Source organism: Pseudomonas sp. TE12508 (assembly GCF_056279485.1).
Map to the genome: position 1 here is coordinate 18,813 of NZ_JBWCCN010000028.1, position 26,249 is coordinate 45,061.

The 26,249-nt window shown below is 59.5% G+C and carries 21 protein-coding genes; 18 read left to right on the forward strand and 3 right to left on the reverse strand.

Going from position 1 to position 26,249, the window contains the following annotated elements; genetic code table 11:
- Positions 1-69: 69 nt before the first annotated feature.
- The 16 genes from ACZ9IM_RS28780 to ACZ9IM_RS28855 all read left to right on the forward strand — a co-directional run bounded on the left by ACZ9IM_RS28780 (position 70) and on the right by ACZ9IM_RS28855 (position 20,156).
- Positions 70-3,267, forward strand: coding sequence for a hypothetical protein (locus ACZ9IM_RS28780; RefSeq protein WP_476225722.1), 3,198 nt, complete (start codon positions 70-72; stop codon positions 3,265-3,267).
- Positions 3,268-3,480: 213 nt separating this feature from the next.
- Positions 3,481-4,203, forward strand: coding sequence for a tellurite resistance TerB family protein (locus ACZ9IM_RS28785; RefSeq protein WP_476225703.1), 723 nt, complete (start codon positions 3,481-3,483; stop codon positions 4,201-4,203).
- 278 nt (positions 4,204-4,481) lie between these two features.
- Complete coding sequence (locus tag ACZ9IM_RS28790) at positions 4,482-6,104, forward strand: methyl-accepting chemotaxis protein (protein WP_476225704.1); 1,623 nt, start codon at positions 4,482-4,484, stop codon at positions 6,102-6,104.
- Entirely contained in the window at positions 6,104-6,640 is a 537-nt protein-coding gene (locus ACZ9IM_RS28795; protein WP_427625685.1) for a chemotaxis protein CheW, read from the forward strand. Before ACZ9IM_RS28790 ends, ACZ9IM_RS28795 begins: the two co-directional genes overlap by 1 nt.
- Complete coding sequence (locus tag ACZ9IM_RS28800; RefSeq protein ID WP_476225705.1) at positions 6,637-7,923, forward strand: CheR family methyltransferase; 1,287 nt, start codon at positions 6,637-6,639, stop codon at positions 7,921-7,923. The genes ACZ9IM_RS28795 and ACZ9IM_RS28800 overlap by 4 nt, the downstream gene beginning before the upstream one ends.
- Positions 7,920-8,603, forward strand: coding sequence for a chemotaxis protein CheW (locus ACZ9IM_RS28805; protein WP_476225706.1), 684 nt, complete (start codon positions 7,920-7,922; stop codon positions 8,601-8,603). Before ACZ9IM_RS28800 ends, ACZ9IM_RS28805 begins: the two co-directional genes overlap by 4 nt.
- Positions 8,600-10,888 carry a response regulator gene (locus tag ACZ9IM_RS28810; protein WP_476225707.1) on the forward strand — a complete coding sequence of 763 codons (2,289 nt, stop codon included), beginning with the start codon at positions 8,600-8,602 and terminating at the stop codon, positions 10,886-10,888. Before ACZ9IM_RS28805 ends, ACZ9IM_RS28810 begins: the two co-directional genes overlap by 4 nt.
- Complete coding sequence (cheB, locus tag ACZ9IM_RS28815; protein ID WP_476225708.1) at positions 10,885-11,895, forward strand: chemotaxis-specific protein-glutamate methyltransferase CheB; 1,011 nt, start codon at positions 10,885-10,887, stop codon at positions 11,893-11,895. Before ACZ9IM_RS28810 ends, cheB begins: the two co-directional genes overlap by 4 nt.
- 48 nt (positions 11,896-11,943) lie before the next feature.
- A complete protein-coding gene (locus tag ACZ9IM_RS28820) occupies positions 11,944-12,945 on the forward strand; it encodes a response regulator (RefSeq protein ID WP_008070399.1) in 1,002 nt (333 codons plus the stop codon).
- 261 nt (positions 12,946-13,206) lie between these two features.
- Positions 13,207-14,302 (forward strand): peptide chain release factor 2 gene (prfB, locus tag ACZ9IM_RS28825; protein ID WP_095920368.1). Its coding sequence is split into 2 segments (ribosomal slippage): positions 13,207-13,278 and positions 13,280-14,302, totalling 1,095 coding nucleotides; the frame shifts between segments, so codons are not numbered across the junction.
- A gap of 111 nt (positions 14,303-14,413) precedes the next feature.
- Complete coding sequence (gene lysS / locus ACZ9IM_RS28830) at positions 14,414-15,916, forward strand: lysine--tRNA ligase (RefSeq protein ID WP_008070398.1); 1,503 nt, start codon at positions 14,414-14,416, stop codon at positions 15,914-15,916.
- A gap of 103 nt (positions 15,917-16,019) precedes the next feature.
- On the forward strand, positions 16,020-16,736 hold the full coding sequence (locus ACZ9IM_RS28835) for a TetR/AcrR family transcriptional regulator (RefSeq protein ID WP_253549942.1): 717 nt from the start codon (positions 16,020-16,022) through the stop codon (positions 16,734-16,736).
- A 160-nt stretch (positions 16,737-16,896) separates the two neighbouring features.
- Positions 16,897-17,451 (forward strand): hypothetical protein, encoded by a 555-nt coding sequence (locus tag ACZ9IM_RS28840; RefSeq protein WP_008070395.1) that lies wholly within the window; start codon positions 16,897-16,899, stop codon positions 17,449-17,451.
- A gap of 36 nt (positions 17,452-17,487) precedes the next feature.
- On the forward strand, positions 17,488-18,765 hold the full coding sequence (locus ACZ9IM_RS28845; RefSeq protein WP_007897658.1) for a flavohemoglobin expression-modulating QEGLA motif protein: 1,278 nt from the start codon (positions 17,488-17,490) through the stop codon (positions 18,763-18,765).
- Positions 18,766-18,915: 150 nt separating this feature from the next.
- Positions 18,916-19,830 (forward strand): alpha/beta hydrolase, encoded by a 915-nt coding sequence (locus ACZ9IM_RS28850; RefSeq protein ID WP_476225709.1) that lies wholly within the window; start codon positions 18,916-18,918, stop codon positions 19,828-19,830.
- Positions 19,827-20,156 (forward strand): PA3694 family proteiin, encoded by a 330-nt coding sequence (locus tag ACZ9IM_RS28855; RefSeq protein ID WP_007897662.1) that lies wholly within the window; start codon positions 19,827-19,829, stop codon positions 20,154-20,156. The genes ACZ9IM_RS28850 and ACZ9IM_RS28855 overlap by 4 nt, the downstream gene beginning before the upstream one ends.
- Positions 20,157-20,408: 252 nt before the next feature.
- On the opposite strand, the gene lptF is transcribed toward ACZ9IM_RS28855, so the two are convergent.
- The 3 genes from lptF to ACZ9IM_RS28870 all read right to left on the reverse strand — a co-directional run bounded on the left by lptF (position 20,409) and on the right by ACZ9IM_RS28870 (position 22,376).
- Positions 20,409-21,197, reverse strand: coding sequence for a lipotoxin F family OmpA-related lipoprotein LptF (lptF, locus tag ACZ9IM_RS28860; protein WP_427625693.1), 789 nt, complete (start codon positions 21,195-21,197; stop codon positions 20,409-20,411).
- Positions 21,198-21,253: 56 nt separating this feature from the next.
- Positions 21,254-21,667, reverse strand: a complete 414-nt coding sequence (locus ACZ9IM_RS28865; protein ID WP_476225710.1) for a DUF4398 domain-containing protein — start codon at positions 21,665-21,667, stop codon at positions 21,254-21,256.
- A 364-nt stretch (positions 21,668-22,031) separates the two neighbouring features.
- The gene (locus ACZ9IM_RS28870) at positions 22,032-22,376 is read right to left on the reverse strand and encodes a pilin assembly protein (protein WP_476225711.1); all 345 of its coding nucleotides are present in this window, start codon (positions 22,374-22,376) and stop codon (positions 22,032-22,034) included.
- A gap of 235 nt (positions 22,377-22,611) precedes the next feature.
- Between ACZ9IM_RS28870 and ppc the strand changes: the two genes are divergently transcribed.
- Positions 22,612-25,242: a phosphoenolpyruvate carboxylase gene (ppc, locus tag ACZ9IM_RS28875; RefSeq protein WP_476225712.1), complete on the forward strand. Its 2,631-nt coding sequence runs from the start codon at positions 22,612-22,614 to the stop codon at positions 25,240-25,242.
- 289 nt (positions 25,243-25,531) lie between these two features.
- The gene (gene adk / locus ACZ9IM_RS28880) at positions 25,532-26,179 is read left to right on the forward strand and encodes an adenylate kinase (protein WP_007906266.1); all 648 of its coding nucleotides are present in this window, start codon (positions 25,532-25,534) and stop codon (positions 26,177-26,179) included.
- The last annotated feature ends 70 nt before the right edge of the window (positions 26,180-26,249 follow it).

The following is a 26,249-nucleotide window of genomic DNA, read 5'->3' on the forward strand; positions in this document are numbered from 1 at the left end:
TTGTCGGGCGTCTGATAACCCCTGTCCACTTGTCGCCCAACCGCCTCATCCATAACAAGGAGTCTTCTCATGGCTAGCGATCTGTCTGGGGAATTCGATAACACTGTGCTGACGTTGTATCTACCCCAAATCCCGCTTGGTACGGAATCGGTAAAGGGCGCCCATTATGGGGTGTCCCTCCACAGCTATAACGCTAAACCCAAGGGGCTGGCGGTACAGGTTGACCCTTACCTGGGGCAGGCTGCGGGCGATACCGTCAGGCTCGATCTCAACGGTCAGCCGGGCATCGACAGCACACAAACCCTGGACGATACGACGGGCGTCACGTTGTATATTCCGAAGGGCCTGTTGCTGCCCGGCCGCGTCAACCAACTGGTGTACACCGTGATTCGCCGCAGCCAGAACCTTGGCAGCTCCACACCGGCGCTGACGTTGCTGTACAACGCCATCCGGCCCGGCATTGAGGACAGTACCCCAGGTGACGGCGGACACTCCGAGCTGGAGTTGATCCTGCCGGACGCGATCAAGAACGGCGTCGGCGCTGACTTCCCCGTGGATGGGGCTGAGGTGAGCGTGTCGTACCCTTACTGCCGGGCGTATGACCGCATTTGGCTGAACTGCAACGGTTATGATGTGTATTACAACGTCACCGAGGACGAAGCCCCGACGCCACCAAGTCATGGCTTGCCCGTTCCGACCACGGTGCGCTTCTTCGTTACGCGCGCCGACCTAGTGGCCGGTCGAGACCATGAGCACTTCCCGTTTTCCTACACCGTGACCGACCAACTCGGCAACGGTCCAGACACCGATTCGCCCTGGTCGGCCACGCAGACCGTGGACGTGGATCTGGCGGGCGCGCGCTTGCCAGCTGCGATTCTGCGCGAAATTCTGAGTGAAGCCGAAGACTTGTCACACTTCATCAACCTGGAAAAACTGGGGGCTTACCTGTATGTGATTATCCTGGTGAGAGACCCTCGCTTCAAAGTGGGCGACCTCATCGACGCAACCTACACCGGCCAATCACCGGGGCTGCCGGATGTGGTGCTGACCGTAAGAGGGAATGTTCAGGCGGACGACTTCGGGGATCCGGTGCGTGTCGTACTGGAGATCCCAAATGACAAGGTTATTTCCGCCAAGACCGTGACCGTGAAGTATGTGCTGAAAAGAAACGGCGAGCAGAAATATTCCTCGAGGGAGGCCAAGGCGCAGGTGATTGGTGAGGCCGTAACTGTGCCACCAGTAATCAACCGCGTGAGGGATTCAAAGGGTGAAATCGCCAATGGTGGCACCACGACCGAGACCTCGATCACGATCACGGGTAGTGCCAGTGCTGGCCAAAAAGTGCAGCTCTATGATGGAGATGCCCCAATAGGAGGCGCACTCACCGCAGTGGGCGGGACTTGGACCGCAACTGTGTCCGTCGCGGTCGGTGTGCGTCGCCTGACGGCTAAGGCGCTGTATGGCAGTGGTCAGGTTTCGGCAGCGTGGGTGGTGAATGTGACGGGTTTGCTAGAGTTGAACCCGCCTACCGTCAAGGAAGCGCCGAACAACAGCCTGGATCCGCTGGTGGTTTCGGCTCCGGTCCAGAACTACGTGACCATTATCGTGCCCAAGACCCCGCCCCTGCCGCCAGATAGTCAACTGAGCGTCAGCTGGACCGGTGCCCCCGGTACCCAAGCTGGTGGTTCTTACACATCACCTGCCACACTGGTCAGCGCCGGACTGGAAATAAGAATCCCCAATACCGTGGTGGCGTTCAACCTGGGCTTGAGTGTGACGGTGTCCTATACCATCACCCGAGGAGACGGCGATCCAATACCGTCGCAGACGTTGACGTTGGCTGTGCAGGCTATTGACCAGAAAGATCTGCCCAAACCGATAATTAGACAAGCCGCCAATAATGGCGAAGGTTCGGAGCTGAATGTCGCTAACCTGACGGCTAATGCCGTTTACCATATGGGTACTTGGCCTTTGATTGCCACTGGCCAGTACGTATGGCTGATCCTGCACGGTACAAACATCAATGACACTCCTTACCGTAAAGTTATTCATCAGGCGCCCGGCTCTTATGTCAACCAACAATGGATGACTCAGGGTTTTTACACTCGCAGCATTGCGCTCAGCGAGTTGAAAAACCTGAAAGACGGCAGCACGTTGACCATGGAATTTAAGGCTTCGTTTAGCAAGGATGATAAACAGGTTAATTTTCCTTTGCGCACCTATACCATCAAGTCGATTGTCTTGGTTCAGCCAGAAATCACTTCGATAACAAACAACAGTACCGAGGTTGGTAATGGCACAACCCTTAATGTTATCGGCCGCACTGATACCGTGGTGACATTGACCGGTACCGCGACCGCTAATCTTAAGGTAGAGATTTTTGATAAAAACATTTCGACGGGCATCATTGTGCCGGTCGATGCTCTAGGAATCTGGAGCACACCAGTGACTGTGAAGGTGGGTATGCACAGTTTCACGGCCATTGCGAAATATGGTGATTACCCAGTATCCACTCCAAGGACTTTCAATCAAAAGGCTCTGTGGAATTTTATTAATGGCTTATTTCAAGGTTGGGTTGCTCAAGGTAACTATGTAGGTACTCTATATAATAATCATGGGGGAGTTGGATCAAACACTAGTGATTCAAATAAAAATTGGCAGGGCATGATCATGGCTTGTCCAATTCAGGTGGAGAATGGAAAAACATACAAGTTTACTTATCAACTTCGCTTTGTTCGCACCGGGAACGCGAACGTGAATGGCACTACAGTTACCCTGCATATCAAAGATCCAGTTAAAGAGGAAGCAATTGGGTCACCGGTCGGTGTTAACTATAATATCATTGGGCCGGTGTCTGGTTCCGGTCAATACAAAGCATTAGCCACCGGCTCAGTCATGCTGAAATTCTTCAACCATGTCGCTCACCACTACGGAAATGACTTCAGGTTCAACAATATCACAATGGAAGAAGCGGTAGCAGCAAGAGGGCTTGACGCGCCTGCGCCTGCGCCTGAAACTCCTGAAGTTATTGTGGATCGTATGGAAACTGAGAGGCGTGAGAGACTTAAGGCATTCGAGGGGCTTACGGGAGCTGAGAGACTTAAGAAACTTGAGGAATTTGTGGGGGCTGAGATGCTTGAAGAACGTAAGGAGCTTGAGGGGTTAGACGAGCTTAAAAGACTTAATGCTCTTGAGGAACTTGCGGGAATTGCGCCGTTTGATAAGGAAAAGGCGCTTGAGGCGCTTAAACAGCAACTAAAAGTCTAAGGGTTTTAAGGAGAGGACCTGTAATAGGCAAAGCAATAAAAAATAATCGGGGTGGATTTATTTCATTAATAAATCCACCCCGTTTTTTATTTGAAATCAGCAGCCACGAGGGCAAGCAACATCCTGAAGCACTCTCGCCCACGACACCGGGCACTTTCGGTTCAGTCCTATGGCCTTAATGATCCGGTTAACCCGAATTCGTGGAGGCAGCAAATGAACACCCGTGGATTGCTCGATCAGTTACTCAAGTCCGGTCAGGATCTGTTGCAGAACAAGGCTGGCGGTGCGAAGAACAAATCGGCTGCCGGTGGGCTGGGCGGCTTGCTTGGCAGTAGTGGTGGGGCTGGCGGGCTTGGCAGTGTGCTTTCGGGCGCCGGCGGCGGTGCTTTGGCGGCCGGGGCCATGGGCCTGTTGCTGGGCAGCAAGAAGGCTCGCAGTGTGGGCGGCAAGGCCCTGACTTACGGCGGCCTCGCCGCGCTGGGGGTTATTGCCTATAAGGCTTACGGAAATTGGCAGGCCCAGCAAGGCACCGCGCCGAAGACCGAACCACAAACCCTCGACCGCGTGCCGGCGGCGCAAGTCGAGCAGCACAGCCAGGCGATTCTCAAGGCGCTGGTGGCGGCGGCCAAAGCCGATGGTCATGTGGATGAGCGCGAGCGTGCGTTGATCGAAGGCGAGTTCTCCAAGCTCGACAACGATCAGGAACTGCAGCAGTGGCTGCATGCTGAACTCAACAAACCGCTGGACCCGACCGACGTCGCCCGTGCTGCGAGTACGCCGGAAATGGCGGCTGAAATGTACATCGCCAGTGTGATGCTGGTGGACGAAGAGAACTTCATGGAAAAGTCCTACCTCGATGAACTGGCGCGGCAGTTGAAGCTGGAACCGGGGTTGAAGGCCGAGCTTGAGAAGCAGGTGCGGCAGGCTTCGGTGTAAGCGGCGCTTTTTAAAAGATCGCAGTCTTCGGCGGCTCCTACGGGATCGCGTTTATCCGTTAGGGACGGGTGAACGCTGTCGGTGGAGCTGCCGAAGGCTGCGATCTTTTTGCGCACTCATTGGCCGGGTTTGCGACTGCTGCGCAGCCGAGCGGGGGCGAGCCCCCTCGCCACAAAGGTTGGTCAGGAGTACCGCGTTTTCGTTCTTCGTGATCAAGCCCGTTCCCACAGACCCTCGGCTATACTCCCCCGCAATTCGAACCGCACCGAGGACTGACTGTGAAGAACTGGACGTTGCGCCAACGCATTTTGGCGAGCTTTGCGGTGATTATCGCGATCATGTTGTTGATGGTCGTGATGTCTTTTTCTCACCTGATCAAGATCGAGGTCAGCGAAGAAAAGGTCCGCACTGACTCGGTGCCGGGGGTGTATTTCAGTTCGATGATGCGCGGTGCCTGGGTCGACAGTTATAACCTGACCCAGCAGATTGTCGGTCTTTCCGGAAATCGCGCACTGACCGCTGCCGACCAGGCCATGTACAAGAGCTTCGAAGAGCGCTTGAACGAGCAAATGGCCTACTACCGCAAGACCATTTTTCAACCGGACGATCAGGCCATTTTCGACGAATTCGAAGTTCGTCATCAGGTCTTCAATCAAGAAATGAGCAACGTCCTCGACCTCTACCAGCGCAAAGAGTACGAGCAAGCGCGCATTGCCCTGGAGCAAAAGCTGACACCGGCCTGGATCAACGGGCGTAAGCAGTTGAACAGCCTCATCGAGCGCAATCACGATGCAGCTGAAGCAGCCACACTGGCCATCGGCGAAGCGGTGACCGACGCCAAAATCAGTATGGGCGTCTCTTTACTGGTGGCGATCATCGTCGCCGGCCTCTGTGGCCTGCTGCTGATGCGCGCGATCATGGCCCCAATGAATCGCATCGTGGATATCCTCGAAGTCATGCGCACCGGCGATCTCAGCAGTCGCCTGGATCTTGATCGCAAGGACGAGTTCGGCGCAGTGGAAACCGGCTTCAACGACATGATGACCGAGCTCACTTCGCTGGTGTCCCAGGCGCAGCGCTCCTCGGTGCAGGTCACCACGTCGGTCACGGAAATCGCTGCGACATCCAAGCAGCAACAGGCTACCGCCACCGAAACCGCTGCCACCACCACCGAAATCGGCGCGACATCGCGGGAAATTGCCGCCACTTCGCGGGATCTGGTACGCACCATGACCGAAGTTTCCACCGCCGCCGATCAGGCGTCGGTGCTGGCAGGTTCCGGTCAACAAGGCCTGGCGCGCATGGAAGACACCATGCACTCGGTGATGGGCGCGGCCGATCTGGTCAACGCCAAACTGGCGATCCTTAACGAGAAGGCCGGTAACATCAATCAGGTGGTGGTGACCATCGTCAAAGTCGCCGACCAGACCAACCTGTTGTCCCTGAATGCCGCGATCGAAGCCGAGAAGGCCGGTGAATATGGTCGCGGGTTTTCCGTGGTCGCTACCGAAGTACGGCGCCTGGCAGACCAGACTGCGGTGGCCACCTACGACATCGAGCAGATGGTGCGCGAGATCCAGTCGGCGGTGTCAGCTGGGGTGATGGGCATGGACAAGTTTTCTGAAGAAGTGCGCCGTGGCATGTCCGAGGTGCAGTCGGTGGGCGAGCAGTTGTCGCAGATCATTCATCAGGTTCAGGCACTGGCACCACGGGTGTTGATGGTCAACGAAGGCATGCAGGCCCAGGCCACCGGCGCCGAGCAGATCAACCACGCGTTGGTGCAGTTGGGCGATGCCAGCAGCCAGACTGTCGAGTCCCTGCGTCAGGCCAGTTTTGCCATCGATGAACTGAGCCAGGTGGCCGTGGGGCTGCGTGGCGGCGTTTCGCGATTCAAAGTCTGATGAGCGAGCTCGCGGTCAAGCGCGGCGCGGTGATGCCGGTGAAACAGTCGTTGTTTCTGGTGTTCCGCATCGGCAACGAGCGTTACGCGTTGCAGGCCATCGAGGTGGCCGAAGTGCTGCCGCAGCTGCCGTTGAAACCGATTCCCCAGGCCCCGGACTGGGTGGCGGGGGTGTTTGCCTGTCGCGGCGCGGTGGTGCCGGTGATTGACCTCAGCGCCCTGACGTTCGGCCAACCGGCCCAGGCCCGCACCAGCACGCGGCTGGTGCTGGTGCACTATCGGCCGGATGAGGCGACGCCTGCGCAATTGCTCGGGTTGATTCTGGAGCAGGCCACCGACACGTTGCGCTGCAACCCGGCGGACTTTCAGCCTTATGGCCTGGACAATCGCCAGGCGCCGTACCTGGGGCCGGTGCGCGAAGATGCCCAGGGTTTACTGCAATGGGTGCGGGTTGCCGATTTGCTGGACGAACAGGTCCGCGCCTTGTTGTTTCCCTCGCCGCCGCTGGACCTGGCGCAGTTTGAGGAGCAGGGATGAGCAGCGATCAAAGGTTTTTCGATTTCCTCAAAGAACGTATCGGTCTGGATGTGGGCTCGGTCGGCCCGGCGATCATCGAACGCGCGGTGCGCCAGCGCTGCACGGCGGCTCGGGCGCTAACGACTGATGAGTACTGGCACGCCTTGCTGGGCTCGCGCGACGAACAACAGGCGCTGATCGAAGCGGTAATCGTCCCCGAGACCTGGTTTTTCCGTTACCCGGAATCCTTCGCCACGCTGGCGAAACTGGCGGCCAAGCGGCTGGCGGCGATCAATAACATGCGCGCCCTGCGGATTCTCAGTCTGCCGTGTTCCACCGGTGAAGAACCGTACTCCATCGCCATGGCATTGCTCGATGCCGGGCTGGCGCCGCACCAGTTCAAGGTCGACGGCATGGATGTCAGCCCGCTGTCGGTGGAGAAGGCCAGGCTCGCGCTGTATGGCAAGAATTCGTTTCGCGGCCAGGACATCGACTTTCGCGAGCGGCATTTCACGGCTGAAAACGACAACTATCGCCTCAGCGGGCGCGTGCTTGAACAGGTGCGTTTGCAGGTTGGCAATCTGCTGGATCCGGCCTTGCTGGCCAGTGAGCCACCTTATGACTTCGTGTTCTGTCGCAATTTGCTGATCTATTTCGATCAGCCGACCCAGCAGCAAGTGTTCGAAGTGCTCAAGCGCCTGACCCACGTCGACGGCGTGCTGTTTATCGGCCCGGCGGAGGGCAGTCTGCTGGGGCGTTTCGGCATGCGTTCGATTGGTATCCCGCAGTCGTTTGCCTTCAGTCGTCAAAGTGCGCCGGAACCGCTCGCGACCTTCGTGCCTACTCCGACGCCGCTGCCGCTGCCGGTGCAACAACCGGTGCGCAGCGTGACACCGCCGCCAGTGCGCAGTCGGCCTTTCGCAACGGTCGTGCCGATGCCTCAGGTTGCCGCCACCCCTTCGGCCACCCCTTCAGACGCCGCTACGCTGCTGGCGAACATCGCCGCGCTGGCCAATGAAGGCAAAAGCGCCGAGGCCCGCGCCGCGTGCGACAGTTTTTTGCGCAGTCACGAGCCGGTGGCGCAGGTGTTCTATTGGCTGGGGCTGCTCAGCGATGTCGCCGGCAGCGCCCTCGAGGCCCAGGGCTTTTATCGCAAGGCGTTGTACCTCGAGCCGCAACACCCCGATGCGCTGATGCACCTGGCCGCCTTGCTCCAGTCCCAGGGCGACACGGCGGGAGCCCGACGATTACAGGCCCGCGCCGCCCGCAGCGAGCGCGCCGCAGACAGTGAGCGTAAACGATGAGCGCCGCCGACACCTTGAGCGTCACCCATGAAGATGCCCAGGCCATCGACGACTGCTGGAACCGAATAGGTATCCACGGCGACAAGTCCTGCCCATTGCTGAGCGAGCACATTCATTGCCGCAACTGTGCGGTGTATTCGGCTGCCGCCACGCGCTTGCTCGATCGCTATGCCTTGCAGCAGGACGACCGCGAGCAAGTTTCCACGGTGGCCGGCAGCGATGTGAAAACCCGCTCGCTGCTGATGTTTCGCCTCGGCGAAGAATGGTTGGGCCTGGCCACTCGCAGCCTGGTCGAAGTGGCGCCGTTGCAAGCGATTCACTCCTTGCCGCACCAGCGCTCCGGGGCGTTGCTCGGCGTGGCGAATGTGCGCGGTGCCTTGGTAGCGTGCCTGTCGCTGGTGGAGTTGCTGGGGCTCGACGGCACCAGTGGCGTGGCATCCGGCGCGCGGGTGATGCCGCGGATGCTGATCATCGCCGCCCACGGCGGGCCGGTGGTGGTACCGGTGGATGAGGTGGACGGGATTCACGCCATCGAGGAGCGCATTCTCGATGCGGCGTCCCAATCCGGCACCCAGGCCAGCGCCAGATACACCCGTGGCGTCTTGCAATTCAAAGGTCGCAGCCTGCGTTGGCTGGATGAAGAGCAGCTGCTATCCGCCGTGACCCGGAGCCTCACATGACCCCCGAGCAAATGCGTGACGCCTCTTTGCTGGAACTGTTCAGCCTCGAAGCCGAGGCCCAGACCCTGGTGCTGAGCGCAGGTCTTTTGGCGCTTGAGCGTGATCCGACCCAAGCCGATTACCTTGAGTCGTGCATGCGCGCCGCCCATTCGCTCAAGGGCGCGGCGCGGATTGTCGGTGTCGATGCCGGGGTCAGCGTTGCCCATGTGATGGAAGATTACCTGGTCAGCGCCCAGGAAGGGCGCCTGTACCTGCGGCCCGAACACATTGATGCACTGTTGCAAGGCACCGATCTGCTGATGCGGATTGCGACGCCGGGCAACGCTCCGGCGCCTGCGGATATCGACGCTTACGTCGTCTTGATGGGACGGCTGCTTGATCATATGGCGGCCACTGCCCCCATCGCGCCGCCGATGGCAGAGCTTCAGATGGAACCGCCAACGCCCAAGGTTGAGCCGCCCATGCCGGCCACCGCCGAAGCCTCCCCGGCAGCGCCCGCCGAGCCAGCGCCCACGACTAAACGCACCACCGAAAGTGGCGAACGCGTATTGCGCGTCACGGCCGAGCGCTTGAACAGCCTGCTCGACCTGTCGAGTAAATCCCTGGTGGAAACCCAGCGGCTCAAGCCGCACCTGGCCACCATGCAGCGCCTCAAACGCATGCAGAGCAACGGCCTGCGGGCGCTGGAAAACCTCAACGTCCATCTCAAGGACCATGCCTTGAGTCTCGAAGCCCAGGAAGCCTTGGGCGATGCCCGCCGATTGTTGGCCGAGTCTCAGCAATTGCTGGTGGAAAAAAACGCCGAGCTGGACGAGTTCGCCTGGCACGCCAGCCAGCGTGCGCAGGTGCTGTACGACACGGCGCTGGCCTGTCGCATGCGGCCATTCGCCGACGTGCTGAGCGGGCAAGTGCGCATGGTCCGCGACCTCGGCCGCAGCCTGGGCAAACAGGTGCGACTGGAGATCGAGGGCGATAAGACCCAGGTCGACCGCGACGTATTGGAAAAACTCGAAGCGCCGCTGACGCACCTGCTGCGCAATGCGGTGGATCACGGCATCGAAACCCGGGAACAACGACTATTGGCCGGCAAACCGGAAGAAGGCGTGATCCGTTTGCGAGCGTCCCATCAGGCCGGTCTGCTGGTGTTGGAACTCAGCGATGACGGCAACGGCGTCGACCTGGAAAAGCTTCGGCGCAACATCGTCGAACGGCAGTTATCCCCAGCCGAAACCGCCGCTCAGTTGAGCGAAGAGGAGCTGCTGACGTTCCTGTTTCTGCCGGGTTTCAGCCTGCGCGACTCCGTAACTGAAGTCTCCGGGCGCGGCGTGGGGCTGGATGCGGTTCAGCACATGGTTCGCCAGTTGCGCGGTGCCGTGGTGCTGGAGCAGACGGCAGGCGCGGGCAGTCGTTTCCATCTCGAAGTGCCGCTGACGCTGTCGGTGGTGCGCAGCCTGGTGGTGGAAGTCGGTGATGAGGCGTATGCCTTCCCGCTGGCGCACATCGAGCGCATGTGCGACCTGGCGCCGGAAGATATCGTGCAGGTCGAAGGCCGGCAGCACTTCTGGTACGAAGGCCGGCATGTCGGGCTGGTTGCCGCCAGTCAGCTGTTGCATCGCCCGGCGAGCCAGAACAACGCGCAAACCCTCAAAGTCGTGGTCATCCGCGAGCGCGAGGCGATCTACGGGGTGGCAGTCGAGCGCTTCGTCGGCGAGCGCACATTGGTGGTACTACCGCTGGACGAGCGCCTGGGCAAGGTGCAGGACATTTCCGCCGGGGCCTTGCTCGACGACGGCTCGGTGGTGCTGATCGTCGACGTCGAAGACATGCTGCGTTCGGTGGACAAACTGCTCAATACCGGGCGTCTGGAGCGCATTGCCCGGCATGCCAATCAGGCCGTCGAAGCGGCGCGTAAACGGATTCTGGTGGTGGACGACTCGCTGACCGTTCGTGAGTTGCAGCGCAAGCTGCTGCTCAATCGCGGCTATGACGTCGCGGTGGCGGTGGACGGCATGGATGGCTGGAACGCCCTGCGTTCGGAGGACTTCGATCTGTTGATCACCGACATCGACATGCCGCGCATGGATGGCATCGAGCTGGTGTCTTTGGTGCGCCGCGACAACCGTCTGCAATCCCTGCCGGTGATGGTGGTGTCCTACAAGGACCGCGAAGAAGACCGCCGCCGTGGACTGGACGCCGGAGCCGACTATTATCTAGCCAAAGCGAGTTTTCATGATGACGCTTTGCTGGATGCAGTGGTTGAGCTCATTGGAGGCGCGCGGGCATGAAAATCGCTATCGTCAACGACATGCCCATGGCGGTAGAGGCCTTGCGCCGCGCTTTGGCGTTCGAACCGGCGCACGAGGTGATCTGGGTCGCCGGCAATGGGGCCGAGGCAGTGCAACGTTGCACTGAATACACCCCGGATCTGATCCTGATGGATTTGATCATGCCGTTGATGGACGGTGTGGAAGCGACCCGGCGGATCATGGCCGAGACCCCGTGCGCGATTGTCATTGTCACCGTCGACCGCGAGCAGAACGTACACCGGGTATTCGAAGCCATGGGCTACGGCGCGCTGGATGTGGTCGATACCCCGGCTATCGGCGGCGGCAATCCTCAGGAAGCCGCCGCACCGCTGCTGCGCAAGATCATGAACATTGGCTGGCTGATTGGTGACCACAGCAATCGGGTGCGATCGGCACCGAGCCCACACCGCCATTCGGCCTCGCGCCAGCGCCTGGTAGCCATCGGTTCATCCGCCGGCGGGCCGGCGGCGCTCGAAGTGCTGCTCAAGGGCCTGCCTCGAGATTTTTCGGCGGCCATCGTGTTGGTCCAACATGTGGATCAGGTGTTCGCCGCTGGCATGGCCGAATGGCTTGCCAGCGCCAGTGGCCTGGACGTGCGGCTGGCCCAGGAAGGCGAACCGCCGCAAAACGGCGTGGTTCTGCTGGCGGGCACCAACCATCACATTCGATTGCTGAAAAACGGCACGCTCGCCTACACCGCCGAACCGGTCAACGAGATCTATCGACCTTCGATCGATGTGTTTTTCGAAAGTGTGGCCAGTTACTGGAGCGGTGACGCCGTGGGCGTTCTGCTGACCGGTATGGGGCGCGACGGCGCGCAGGGGCTTAAACTCATGCGCCAACAGGGCTACCTGACCATCGCTCAGGACCAACAAAGCAGTGCGGTGTACGGCATGCCGAAAGCGGCCGCGGCCATCGACGCGGCTGTGGAAGTTCGCCCACTGGACAAGATAGCGCCACGATTGATGGAGATCTTCTCAAAATGACTATCATTAGCAGCAATCGTGGCCAAGGCAGTACTCAGGTGACCGCACATGAATGAATTACAGCTCGACGACTTCAAAACCGATGAAAACGCCGCCATGGTGTTGTTGGTGGACGATCAGGCGATGATCGGCGAGGCAGTGCGGCGTGGTTTGTCGAACGAAGAAAACATCGACTTCCATTTCTGTGCCGACCCGCACCAGGCGATCGCCCAGGCGATTCGCATCAAGCCGACCGTAATCCTTCAGGACCTGGTCATGCCTGGCCTCGACGGCCTGAGCCTGGTGCGCGAATACCGTAATCACCCGGCGACCAAGGACATTCCGATCATTGTCCTGTCGACCAAGGAAGACCCGCTGATCAAGAGCGCGGCGTTTGCCGCCGGTGCCAACGATTACCTGGTCAAACTGCCGGACAACATCGAACTGGTAGCGCGTATCCGCTATCACTCGCGCTCCTACATGACCCTGCTGCAACGTGACGCGGCGTACCGCGCGCTGCGGGTCAGCCAGCAGCAGTTGCTCGACACCAACCTGGTGCTGCAACGCTTGATGAACTCCGACGGCCTGACCGGGCTGTCGAATCGCCGGCATTTCGACGAATACCTGGAGCTGGAGTGGCGGCGTTCGCTGCGGGACCAGACTCAATTGTCGCTACTGATGATCGATGTCGACTACTTCAAGTCCTTCAACGACAGCTTTGGCCACCTCGAAGGTGATGAAGCACTGCGCAAAGTCGCCACGGCGATTCGCGACGCCAGCTCCAGACCTTCGGACTTGCCGGCCCGTTACGGCGGCGAAGAGTTCGTCCTGGTCTTGCCCAACACTTCGCCGGGCGGTGCACGAATGGTGGCGGAAAAACTGCGCCAGACCGTGGCCGGGTTGAAAATCCCGCACATTTTCCCGACCGAGGGTTCGAGCCTGACCATCAGCATCGGCCTGTCGACCATGATTCCGCAGCCGGGCAGTGACTGCCGGCAATTGATCTCGGCGGCGGACAAGGGGCTGTATCTGGCGAAGAACAATGGGCGTAATCAAGTGGGGATCGAGTAGTCTTCAGATTAAGTGAAGCTCCCAAGACTGGCATAAACACTGTGGCGAGGGGGCTTGCCCCCGTTGGGTCGCGAAGCGGCCCCAGCATTCTTTCAGTCAAACCCAGCAATCAGGTTTTACGACCGCTTCGCAGCCGAACGGGGGCAAGCCCCCTCGCCACTGGTTTATGTTGCGCCTAAAGCCGCCGGGCGGGCTGCCGTGACAGCTTGATTACGTTATACTCGCCGGCTTTCAAAAGTTCGCCAACGAGTGCTGCCCGCCATGGAAATCAACCCGATCCTTAACAGTATCAAGGACCTGTCCGAGCGCTCCGAAACTATTCGGGGGTATCTTTGACTACGATCAAAAGCATGAGCGTCTGACTGAAGTCAATCGCGAGCTTGAAGATCCGTCTGTCTGGAACAACCCGTCGTACGCTCAGGAACTGGGCCGCGAGCGGTCGCTGCTGGCTCAGATCGTCGAAACCCTCGACGAAATGCACAGCGGTCTGGCCGATGCCAAAGACTTGCTGCTGATGTCCGCCGAAGAAGAAGACCAGGCCGCCGTCGATGACGTCGCTGCCGAAGTCGAGCGCCTGCGCGAGTCCCTGGAAAAACTCGAATTCCGTCGCATGTTCAGCGGTGAGATGGACGCCAACAACGCCTACCTGGACATCCAGGCCGGCTCCGGCGGTACCGAAGCTCAGGACTGGGCCAACATCCTGCTGCGCATGTACCTGCGCTGGGCGGATAAACGCGGTTTCGACGCGACCATCATGGAGCTGTCGGCCGGTGAAGTCGCCGGTATCAAAGGCGCTACCGTGCACATCAAGGGCGAATACGCCTTTGGCTGGCTGCGTACCGAAATCGGCGTGCACCGTCTGGTGCGCAAGAGCCCGTTCGACTCCGGCAACCGTCGTCACACCTCGTTCTCGGCCGTGTTCGTGTCGCCGGAAATCGATGACAACATCGAAATCGACATCAACCCGTCGGACCTGCGCATCGACACCTACCGCTCCTCCGGTGCCGGTGGTCAGCACGTTAACACCACCGACTCGGCCGTACGGATTACACACGTACCGACCAACACCGTGGTCAGCTGCCAGAACGAACGTTCCCAGCATGCGAACAAAGACACCGCGATGAAAATGTTGCGGGCGCGCTTGTACGAGCAGGAAGTGCAGAAGCGCAACGCCGCTTCCCAGGCTCTGGAAGACACCAAGTCGGATATCGGCTGGGGTCACCAGATCCGTTCGTATGTGCTCGATGCCTCGCGGATCAAGGATCTGCGTACCAACATCGAACGCAGCGACTGCGACAAGGTGCTCGACGGCGACATCGACGAATACCTGGTGGCCAGCCTGAAACAAGGCTTGTAAGACATGCATGCAGTGATCAGCTGATTCACCGCGATCCTGTGGGAGCGGGCTTGCCCGCGATCCCCAGCCGAAGGCTGGGGGCAACGAACCTGTGATGGAATATTTAAAGACATGAGCGACCTACAACTCGACCCGCAAGCCCTGCAACAGGAAGAAAACTCCCTGATCGCCCTGCGCAAGGAAAAGCTTGCTGCCGAGCGCGCCAAGGGCAATGCCTTCCCCAACGACTTCCGCCGCGACAATTACTGCGAAGACTTGCAGAAACAGTACGCGGACAAGACCAAGGAAGAGCTGGCAGAGGCTGCAATCCCGGTCAAGGTGGCGGGTCGCATCATGCTCAACCGTGGCTCGTTCATGGTGATTCAGGACATGACCGGTCGCATTCAGGTTTACGTCAACCGTAAAACCCTGTCCGAAGACACCCTGGCCGCGGTGAAAACCTGGGACATGGGCGACATCATTGCCGCCGAAGGCACCCTGGCGCGTTCCGGCAAAGGCGACCTGTACGTTGAAATGACCAGCGTGCGCCTGCTGACCAAATCCCTGCGCCCGCTGCCGGACAAGCACCACGGCCTGACCGACACCGAGCAGCGCTACCGTCAGCGTTACGTCGACCTGATCGTCAACGAAGAGGTGCGCCAGACCTTCCGCGTTCGCTCGCAAGTGATTGCGCACATTCGCAGCTTCCTGATGAAGCGTGACTTCCTGGAAGTGGAAACGCCGATGCTGCAAACCATTCCAGGCGGCGCGGCGGCCAAGCCGTTCGAGACGCATCACAACGCGCTGGACATGGAAATGTTCCTGCGTATCGCGCCTGAGCTGTACCTCAAGCGTTTGGTCGTCGGCGGTTTCGAGAAAGTCTTCGAGATCAACCGCAACTTCCGTAACGAAGGCGTTTCGACTCGTCACAACCCTGAATTCACCATGTTGGAGTTCTACCAGGCTTACGCCGACTACGAAGACAACATGGACCTGACCGAAGAGCTGTTCCGCGAACTGGCTCAGCTGGTTCTGGGCAGCACCGACGTGCCGTACGGCGACAAGGTGTTCCACTTCGGCGAGCCGTTCGTGCGTCTGTCGGTATTCGACTCGATCCTCAAGTACAACCCTGAGCTGACCGCTGACGACCTGACCGATATCGACAAGGCCCGCGCCATCGCCAAGAAGGCCGGCGCCAAGGTGCTGGGCTTCGAAGGTCTGGGCAAGCTGCAGGTAATGATTTTCGAAGAGCTGGTCGAGCACAAGCTGGAGCAGCCGCACTTCATCACCCAGTACCCGTTCGAAGTGTCGCCGCTGGCCCGTCGTAACGACGAGAACCCGAACGTCACCGACCGTTTCGAACTGTTCATCGGTGGCCGTGAAATCGCCAACGCCTACTCTGAGTTGAACGACGCCGAAGACCAGGCCGAGCGTTTCATGGCGCAGGTGGCCGACAAGGATGCCGGCGACGACGAAGCCATGCACTACGACGCCGACTTCGTTCGCGCGCTGGAGTACGGCATGCCGCCAACGGCCGGTGAAGGGATCGGCATCGACCGTCTGGTGATGTTGCTGACCAACTCACCGTCCATCCGCGACGTGATTCTGTTCCCGCACATGCGGCCACAAGCGTAAGTGTTTCAATTAAAAAGCCGCCTATAACAGGCGGCTTTTTATTGCCTGTCTGGTACAAACGTATCAATTGGTTACTTTTGACGTTTAGAGAGGAATACCTGTCGTGAATCGTGCAATGGCTCAAGAAGGTGCAGCGGGTATCGCCACTGCGGTCGCTGAAAGTGTTCAGTACCAGGGCCGCAAGGCCAGCCGACAGGGCAGCGAACAGCGTCGACAGGACATTCTCGACGCAGCGATGCGCATTGTTGTGCGCGATGGTGTGCGGGCCGTGCGGCACCGTGCTGTGGCCGCTGAAGCGGGTGTGCCGCTGTCGGCCACGACCTACTATTTCAAAGACATCGATGACCTGCTCACCGATACCTTCGCCCAATACGTGGAACGCAGCGCGGCGTTCATGGCCCGGTTATGGGCCAGCAACGAAGGCCTGTTGCGCGAGATGGTTGTCAGCGGCGATGGCACCGCCGAGTCCCGCTCACAGTTGGCGGACGATATCGCCCGGCTGATGGCTGACTATGTTCATCGGCAATTGATCAATCGCCGCGAGCACTTGATGGCCGAGCAAGCCTTCCGCCAGGAAGCCTTGCTCAACCCGCGCCTGGCCTTGTTGGTGCGCTCCCATCAGCAAATTCTCCTGCAGGGCACCTGCCAGCTTTTCGAAGTATTGGGTTCCCGTGAGCCACAACAGGATGCCAAAGTGTTGACTGCTATTATCGGACGGATGGAATATCAGGGCCTGCTCAACGACGCCGAGCCTGTAGCCGAAGAGGAAATGCTCGGCATCCTCAACCGCTACATGCATTTGGTGCTGGCGTCGGTGTAACCCGGTACTCCGATCGTTCCCACGCTCTGCGTGGGAATGCCGCCCGGGACGCTCCGCGTCCCTTACTGACGTGACGCAGAGCGTCACCGGATGCATTCCCACGCAGAGCGTGGGAACGATCAATGCGCAAAAGTCGTCGTGTATCGATAGGGAGTGTTGAATGAAAGCCTGGCGCGTCATTGTGATCGCCTTGTCGATCCTGCTGCTCAGTGGCTGTCTGGTGACCTTCAAGGAGCCGCTGCCCGCCAGCGAGCCCGCGCCCAAAGGATTGCTCGGCAAGTGGACCAGCACCAATGCCTGGGGCGAGCCGATGAACCTGGAACTGACGCGCATCGGCGACAATCGCTATCAGGCGGTCAGCTACTTCAAGGCCAAGCCCCATGAGCGTGAAGCCTATCCCTTCACCGTGTCGCGCCATGGCAATCGCTGGTACCTGTCGGCGAAGGTGCCGGCGCAGTTCGGCGGAAACTTCACCATCACCGGTTTCGAGCTCAACGATAAGCACGAACTGGTGGTCTACAACCTCGACCTCGAGCAGATCAAACAGGCCATGGGCCAAGAAGCCCTCAGTGGCCAAGGCTTCCGGACCGACGACGGCGACGGGGTGTTGATCAACAACAGCCTGGATCAGGTGTTTGCCTACCTCGATGACCCGGCCAATTCCGATGTTTTCGTCGAAGCGGTGCGCTACCAGCGCCTGGCCAAAACCAAATAAACCCAGCACGTAACGGTTTTACTACAGGAGTTTCGGGTGGACGAATACCAGCAGACGATACGCATTTTGTCCGATCGCATAGTGCTGGCGCAGACGCCGATTCGCGTTCTGGATGCGGTCAAGTGGGACGACAGCATTCGCAAGGGGTTCTTCAAAGGCAAGGGCAAGGAAATGCCGGCCGTGGACCGCGACTATTACCTCAATCGACCGCTGGCATTTGATTCCAGCAAAGTGAAGCTGGAATTCCAGAACATCGAGCGCGACATCACTCGCCAGCTCGGCCAGTTCAATCCGGTCGGCCAGATCATGCGCCGCATGTGCAAGGAATACCGGATGGTGGTGCGCATGCTCGAAGCGCGCGGCACCGAGGATTTCGGGCTGATTTCCCAGGAATTGTATGGCGCGGCGTCCGATGCGTTCCACGCGGGTGACCCGACCCTGGCCGACCTGGGGCTGATGCTCTCCGATTACCTGAACAACATCGACGGCCGTGGCGACCTCAAGGACGAACCGAAAATCCTTACCGCCAAGGAAGCCGTCGACCTGCTGCAACATCGGTTGAACAAGGTGTTTGGCGAGAACGAAGAAACCATTCGGGTGTTCGAGTCCGACGGGATCGTCGCCGATGCGGCGGCCGGCGCCGACTACATCAAGATCCGCGCCGACGCGATGTTCAACGACCGTGACGTGCGTGCGCTGGAAGTCCACGAAGGGCTGGTGCATGTGGGCACCACGCTCAACGGCCTGAATCAGCCGATCTGCACCTTCCTGTCCAAAGGCCCGCCGTCGTCTACCGTGACCCAGGAAGGCTTGGCGATCCTGATGGAAATCATCACCTTCGCCTCCTACCCGAGCCGCCTGCGCAAACTGACTAACCGTACCCGCGCCATTCATATGGTGGAGGAGGGCGCGGACTTCTTGCAGATTTACGAATTTTTCTGTGAGCAAGGCTTCGAAATGGCCGAAAGCTACGGCAACGCCAGTCGGGTTTTCCGTGGCTCGGTGCCGACCGGTCTACCGTTTACCAAAGACTTGTCCTACCTCAAGGGCTTTATCATGGTTTACAACTACATTCAGTTGGCCGTGCGTAAAGGCAAGCTGGAGCAGATACCGCTATTGTTTTGCGGCAAGACCACGCTGGAAGACATGCGGACCTTGCGCCAGTTGGTGGACGAAGGCCTGGTGGTGCCGCCCAAGTACCTGCCTGACCAATTCCGCGACATGAACGCGCTATCGGCCTGGATGTGCTTCTCCAACTTCCTCAACCACCTGAGCCTGGACCGGATCGAAGCGGATTATTCCAATATCCTCTAACCATGATGAGATCCCCTGTGGGAGCGAGCCTGCTCGCGATAGCGGCTTAACATTCAACATCGATGTTGTCTGACACACCGCCATCGCGAGCAGGCTCGCTCCCACAGGGGGGTGTATTCCAATCCCCCATTTTTCGCGAGGCTTCACCGGATGAGAATCCTCGGCATCTTTTGCCTGCTCCTGGCCCTTGGCGGTTGCGACTCTCTGCTGTTCTATCCCGAGCCCGGCCAGCCGTTCACCCCGGCAAAAGCCAAACTCGAATTCCGCGACGTCACCCTGACCACCGCCGACGGCCTCAAGCTGCATGGCTGGTGGTTGCCGGCGAAAAAAGGTCTCGAGGTCAAAGGCACGGTGTTGCATCTGCACGGCAACGGCGGCAACCTGGCGTGGCATTTGGGGGGGAGCTGGTGGTTGCCGGAGCAGGGCTATCAAGTGTTGCTGGTGGACTATCGCGGGTACGGTTGGTCCGAAGGTAAACCGGCGTTGCCGGCGATCTATCAGGACATCGATGCCGCGTTCAAATGGCTCGACCAGGCCCCGGAGGTCAAGGGCAAGCCACTGATCCTTCTCGGTCAGAGCCTTGGCGGTTCGATGGCCGTGCATTTCCTGGCCCAACATCCCGAGCGCCAGCGGCAACTCAAGGCTTTCGTGCTCGATGGCGTGCCTGCCAGTTACCGTGATGTCGGGCGTTTCGCCTTGAGTACGTCGTGGATGACCTGGCCGTTCCAGGTGCCGTTGTCCTGGTTGGTGCCGGACGGCGACAGCGCGATCCATTCCATGAAACAGCTCAACGGCGTACCGAAACTGATCTATCACAGTATTGATGATCAACTGGTGCCCCTTTCCAACGGCATCCGACTGTATCAAGCTGCGCCGCCGCCGCGAGTGCTGCAACTGACCCGGGGCGGTCATGTGCAAACCTTCGCCGACCCGGTCTGGCAAAAGGTCATGCTGCGCTACCTCGAAGACCCGCAGCATTTCAACGGCTTGCGCCGCCTGGGTGAAATCCCGAATTACCCGGCGCCCCCGAATTCTGAAGATGAACCACCAGAGAGTCCGCAATGAGTGAAGAACGTAACGCCATCCCGCTGATCATCACCGGTATTTGCAGCATCCTCGGCACCGTTGGCGCCCTGTGGTGGTACGGCTACCTGCACTTCGCCAAACCCGAAGATGCGCTACTGCTCAGCGACTTCACCATGCTCAAGACCGTGCCGGGCGAAGACTACAAGGTCTCCCTGGAACCGGCCCCGCAAGTGGCCCAGTGCATCGATGGCGTGCTGGTGCTGTTCGACACCGACCAGAAAGGCCTGACCGGCGTGCTGATCAACAGCAAGAAAAAAGCCGTGCGCTGCATGGGCGAGGAAACGCCGCAAAAACTTGAACAATAAGTCTCGCATCCATCGGCAACGATGAACCCTTGTGGTGAGGGGGCTTGCCCCCGTTGGGTCGCGAAGCGGCCCTGAAACCTGCATTCGCGTTTTGTCGGTAATACCTTGGGGGATGGTCTCACGACTGCTTCGCAGCCGAACGGGGGCAAGCCCCCTCGCCACAGGGTGTTTACCCGCAGATCGAGTGTTCAGCCAATAAAAAGCCCCGCCTGATCAACTCAGGCGGGGCTTTTGCGTTACCGCAGGTTCAATTTAGTTCGAGCTGATCGCCGAACGCGGTACGACAGGCTGGTTGTCGTTGGAAATGGTCACTTCCACCCGACGGTTCATCGCACGGCCCGAGACGCTGGCGTTCTCCGCAACCGGGTATTCCTTGCCATAACCCTGGGCCACGATGCGCACAGGATCTACACCCATCTTGATCAGGGCCACTTGCACCGAGGTCGCGCGACGCTCGGACAGCGACTGGTTGTACGACGCCGAGCCAGTGCTGTCGGTGTAACCCTCGACAATCACTTTGCGGTCCGGGTTTTCCTGAAGGAACTGCGCCAGTTTGTTGATATTCACCAAACCGTTGGACTTCAGGTCCGCCTTGTTGGTGGCGAACAGCACATCACCAAACGTCACCAGCGTGCCGCGATCGGTCTGTTTGGCGTTCAGACTGTCCTGCAGCTGTTTGATCTGCTGGTCGCGGGCATCCAGACGAGCCTGGGCCCGTTGTGCCGCGGCATTTTTCAGGTTGTTTTCAGCGGTGCGCAGGGCGATGGTCTGCTTGGCCACTTCAACACGCTGATTGGTCAGGTAAGCCAGTTGGTCGACCTTGGCCTGGTCTTCCCTATCCAGGTAAGCCTTGTCGGCCTTGTCCAGGTATTCGCTGGCGTCTTTGGTTTCCAGCGCTGCGACTTTGCTGGCTTGCGGGTTGGCTTGCAGGCCGGTGTAGTTGGTGCGAGCTTGCTCCAGGTTCGCGTTGGGCGGTGTGGAGCAGGCAGCCAGTGCAACACTTGCGGCCAGGAGGGCGGGGATCATCAATTGTTTGCGCATAATAGTTCGTCCTTTCTATCGATAAGTGTTTCAGGTCTGAAAATCGGGATGGGCGCTTACTGCACGGTGCGCTGACTTTCCTGACGCAGTTCCTGAACACCTTTCTGGGAGTCCTTCACAGCTTGTTCGGCTTTCATCGCCTGGGCCTTGCGCTCGGCGACGCGGGCGTCCCACTCGGCTTGCTCGGCCAGCATTCTGGCTTCGTCATACTTTTTGTCGTGCATGGCGATTTCGGCTTGTTTGAGCTTGTCCTGAGCGGCCTTCATTTCCACAGCGGCGAATTCGGTACCGCCGGCGCTGACAGCGCTGTTCACGGCGGATTGGGTCACGGCGTATTGCTCGCTCGGCGGGTTACCGGCGCAACCGGCCAGAACGAAGCTGCCGCCGATGGCCAGGGCCGCCAGTTTGAGATCGCGCAGATGGGGGAACGAGGATGATGCGATGCTGGTCTTCATGGTCTTCAACTCCATTGGATAACTCCTGAAAAACATCTGAATCCATCCTGGGCAAGGAGCCGCAACCTACAATTTCCAGAGCATTTTGAATCGGCCGTCCCAGGCGTGGTTATTGGGTTGACCCAAAGTGTTTTTCAAAAGTTCAGAGAAGATGGCCTATCGCCCGAAAAAACTTGATCGAGCGGACAAGGCTCTACATCGGGAACTTTCGGGCGGCACAGGGGTATTCACAGGGCTTTAAGTGACCCGCAAGTTCACCGTTCAGCAGGAAGAATGCGATCAAATTGTGGGAGCGAGCCTGCTCGCGATGGGGCCATATCATTCAACATCAACGTTGACTGTTAAACCGCTATCGCGAGCAGGCTCGCTCCCACAGGAATCAGTGTTTCTGCTTGTCGTTATCGCCCGACAAATCATGCAAATGACGCCGGGACAAGGCGAGAAAGCGCGGGGTCGGGCCGACGTCTTCGTACAGCGGATCGCCTTCTTCGTCAGTGGCCACCACCGTTGACCCTTTCACATATGGAAAGCTCGCTTCGAGCTCTTCCAGCGCAGCGCCGATCAGCTCGCCGAGCAGTTCTTCGGGGTGCCGCTTGGGGTACATCTCGATAATTGCCGCCAGCCGTGCGGCGGCTTCCACGTCCAGATGAATCGCGTAGCCAGAGTCGGTCAGACGACCCTTGGCGTTTTCTTCCCAATGCTTGGCGAGCTCGCGGATTTTCATGATGACCTCGTTGCGCACCTGCTCGTGGCAGGCCGGGTGAGTGTCCGGCGGTGGCCGGTGATACGCCGTTGTACGGCTTATGGTTGAGATTAGCTGTAACGCTCGGTGTTTGAAGTCCTTGGCGTCGTCTGCTTGTAAGAAGCGCTTTACGACGGCACTCTCTTTAACAGAGCTTCTATTTCAACGTCTTTACTATCAAAGCATAGCCGCCCGGATTTTCGCTGGAGAACTGCTGATGACCGATATTGATGCACGCTTGCGCGAGGACGTTCACCTGTTGGGTGAGCTGTTGGGCAACACCATTCGTGAACAGTACGGGGACGATTTTCTCGACAAAATCGAGCAGATCCGCAAAGGCGCCAAGGCCGACCGTCGCGGTTCGATGGACGCCGAACTCAGCGCCAGCCTCAACCAGTTGAGCGAAGACGAGTTGCTGCCGGTGGCGCGGGCGTTCAACCAGTTCCTCAACCTGGCCAATATCGCCGAGCAATATCAGCTGATTCATCGCCGTGAAGAATCGCAGCCTGCGCCGTTCGAGGCACGGGTGTTGCCGGAATTGCTCGCTCGCCTGCTGACTGCGGGCCATGACGCCGAGTCCCTGGCGCGGCAATTGGGCCGGCTGGAAATCGAACTGGTATTGACCGCGCACCCCACCGAAGTGGCGCGTCGCACGCTGATCCAGAAGTACGACGCGATCGCCGCGCAACTGGCCGCCCAGGACCATCGCGACCTGACCACCGCCGAGCGCGAGCAGATCAAAACGAAGTTGCAGCGCCTGATCGCCGAAGCCTGGCACACCGAAGAAATCCGCCGTACCCGTCCGACACCGGTGGACGAAGCCAAGTGGGGCTTCGCGGTGATCGAGCATTCGCTGTGGCAGGCGATTCCCAACTATTTGCGCAAGGCCGATCAGGCCCTGCACGCCGCCACCGGCCTGCACCTGCCACTGGAAGCCGCACCGATTCGCTTTGCTTCATGGATGGGCGGCGACCGCGACGGCAACCCCAACGTCACCGCCGCCGTAACCCGCGAAGTGTTGCTGCTGGCGCGCTGGATGGCCGCCGATTTGTACCTGCGCGATGTCGATCACCTCGCCGCCGAGTTGTCGATGCAGCAGGCCAGTGACGAGTTGAAAGCCAAGGCCGGCGACAGCGCCGAGCCTTACCGCGCAGTGCTCAAACAATTGCGTGAACGCCTGCGCGCGACCCGTAATTGGGCCCACGCATCCCTGACGGCAAACACGCCAGCGTCGGCCGATGTGCTGCAAAACAACCGCGACCTGCTGGACCCGCTGGAGCTGTGCTACCACTCGCTGCATGAATGCGGCATGGGCGTCATTGCCGACGGCCCGTTGCTCGATTGCCTGCGCCGCGCGGTGACGTTCGGGTTGTTTCTGGTGCGCCTCGATGTGCGACAGGACTCGTCGCGCCACACGGCGGCCATGACCGAAATCACCGATTACCTCGGCCTGGGCCGTTATGAGGACTGGAGCGAAGAGGAGCGCATCGCCTTCCTGATGCGCGAACTGAACAATCGTCGGCCTTTGCTGCCGGCGTACTTCAAGCCATCTGCCGACACAGCCGAAGTGCTGGCGACTTGCCGGGAAATCGCCGCGGCACCAGGGGCTTCCCTTGGTTCGTATGTGATTTCCATGGCCGGCGCCGCTTCCGACGTGCTGGCCGTGCAATTGCTGCTCAAAGAATCCGGTGTATTGCGGCCGATGCGCGTGGTGCCGCTGTTCGAGACCCTCGCCGACCTCGATAACGCCGGCCCGGTGATCGAAAAACTCTTGTTGTTGCCGGGCTATCGCTCGCGCCTGCAAGGGCCGCAGGAAGTGATGATCGGTTATTCCGACTCGGCCAAGGACGCCGGCACTACAGCGGCAGCCTGGGCGCAGTATCGGGCGCAGGAGCGTTTGGTCGACATCTGTCGCGAACAGCAAGTGGAACTGCTGTTGTTCCACGGTCGCGGTGGCACCGTGGGCCGTGGGGGTGGTCCGGCGCATGCGGCGATTCTGTCGCAGCCGCCGGGGTCGGTGGCGGGGCGTTTCCGCACCACTGAGCAAGGGGAAATGATTCGTTTCAAATTCGGCCTACCGGACATCGCCGAGCAAAACCTCAATCTGTACCTGGCGGCGGTGTTGGAGGCGACCTTGCTACCACCGCCACCCCCTGAGCCTGCCTGGCGCCATTTGATGGACGAATTGGCCGCCGACGGCGTCAAGGCTTACCGCGCTGTGGTGCGGGAGAATCCGCAGTTCGTCGAATATTTCCGCCAGTCCACCCCGGAACAGGAATTGGGGCGTTTGCCGTTGGGCAGCCGCCCGGCCAAGCGCCGTGCGGGTGGAATTGAAAGCTTGCGCGCCATTCCCTGGATCTTCGGCTGGACCCAGACGCGCCTGATGCTGCCGGCCTGGCTTGGCTGGGAAGCGGCATTGAGCAAGGCACTGGAGCGCGGCGAGGGTGAGTTGCTGGGGCAGATGCGCGAGCAGTGGCCGTTCTTCCGTACCCGCATCGATATGCTGGAAATGGTGCTGGCCAAGGCCGACGCCGACATCGCCCAGTCTTACGATGAGCGCTTGGTCGAGCCGGATCTGCTCCCTTTGGGGGCGCATTTACGCGACCTATTGTCGCAGGCGTGTGCGGTGGTCCTGGGGTTGACCGGTCAGTCGCAGCTACTGGCACATAGCCCAGCCACCCTTGAATTCATCCGCCTGCGCAACACTTACCTCGACCCGCTGCATCTATTGCAGGCCGAACTGTTGGCACGTTCGCGGCAACAGGATGTGGCCCAGGGCAGCCCGGTAGAACAGGCGTTACTGGTGTCTGTGGCGGGGATTGCCGCCGGTTTGCGAAATACCGGCTAAGGTTTTCATCGTGGGGGACAGGCACCCGGCGCGAGCGTCGAGTGCCTGCTGGCGAGCGGTCGAAAAGGTCTGTCACGCGACAGTTAATGATGGGGTTGCGACTTGGGTTACCCCTTCGCAGGGTCTCGTAAGGGGCGGGTTTCTCCGACTTTCGGCGGCTTGTGTGGGCAGGGCCTGCTGTGTATCTTGATCAGCCTTTGGCCGTTTGGGCGGTCGCGATCCTATTTTTGAGATTGGCCCCAAGAGGCGAATCTGACGTTATCTATATAAAAAATTGAGGAGCACATCGATGCGCGTCATTCTGCTGGGAGCTCCCGGGGCCGGTAAAGGTACTCAGGCTAAGTTCATCACCGAGAAATTCGGCATTCCGCAAATCTCCACCGGCGACATGCTGCGTGCTGCTGTAAAAGCCGGTACCGAGCTGGGTGTTAAAGCCAAAGGCATCATGGATGCCGGTGGTCTGGTCTCCGACGATCTGATCATCGCCCTGGTCAAGGACCGTATCGCGCAGCCTGACTGTGCCAACGGTTTCCTGTTCGACGGTTTCCCGCGCACCATTCCGCAAGCTGAAGCGCTGGTAGAAGCGGGTGTGGAACTGGACAACGTGGTCGAAATCGCCGTCGATGACGAAGAAATCGTTCAGCGTATCGCCGGTCGTCGCGTTCACGAGGCCAGCGGCCGCGTGTACCACACCGTCTACAACCCGCCAAAAATCGCCGGCAAAGACGACATCACTGGCGAAGAGCTGGTGCAGCGCAAGGACGACACCGAAGAAACCGTGCGTCATCGCCTGTCGGTCTACCACTCCCAGACCAAACCACTGGTAGAGTTCTACCAGGGGCTGGCCTCTGCGCAGGGCAAGCCGAAATACAGCCATATTCCGGGTGTTGGCTCGGTTGAAGTGATCACCGGCAAGGTGCTTGAAGCACTGAGCTGAAAAGTCTGATCGGCTTCATCTTCTACGGCCCGCTTGCGGGCCGTAGTTGTTTATACTGACGCACTTTTTT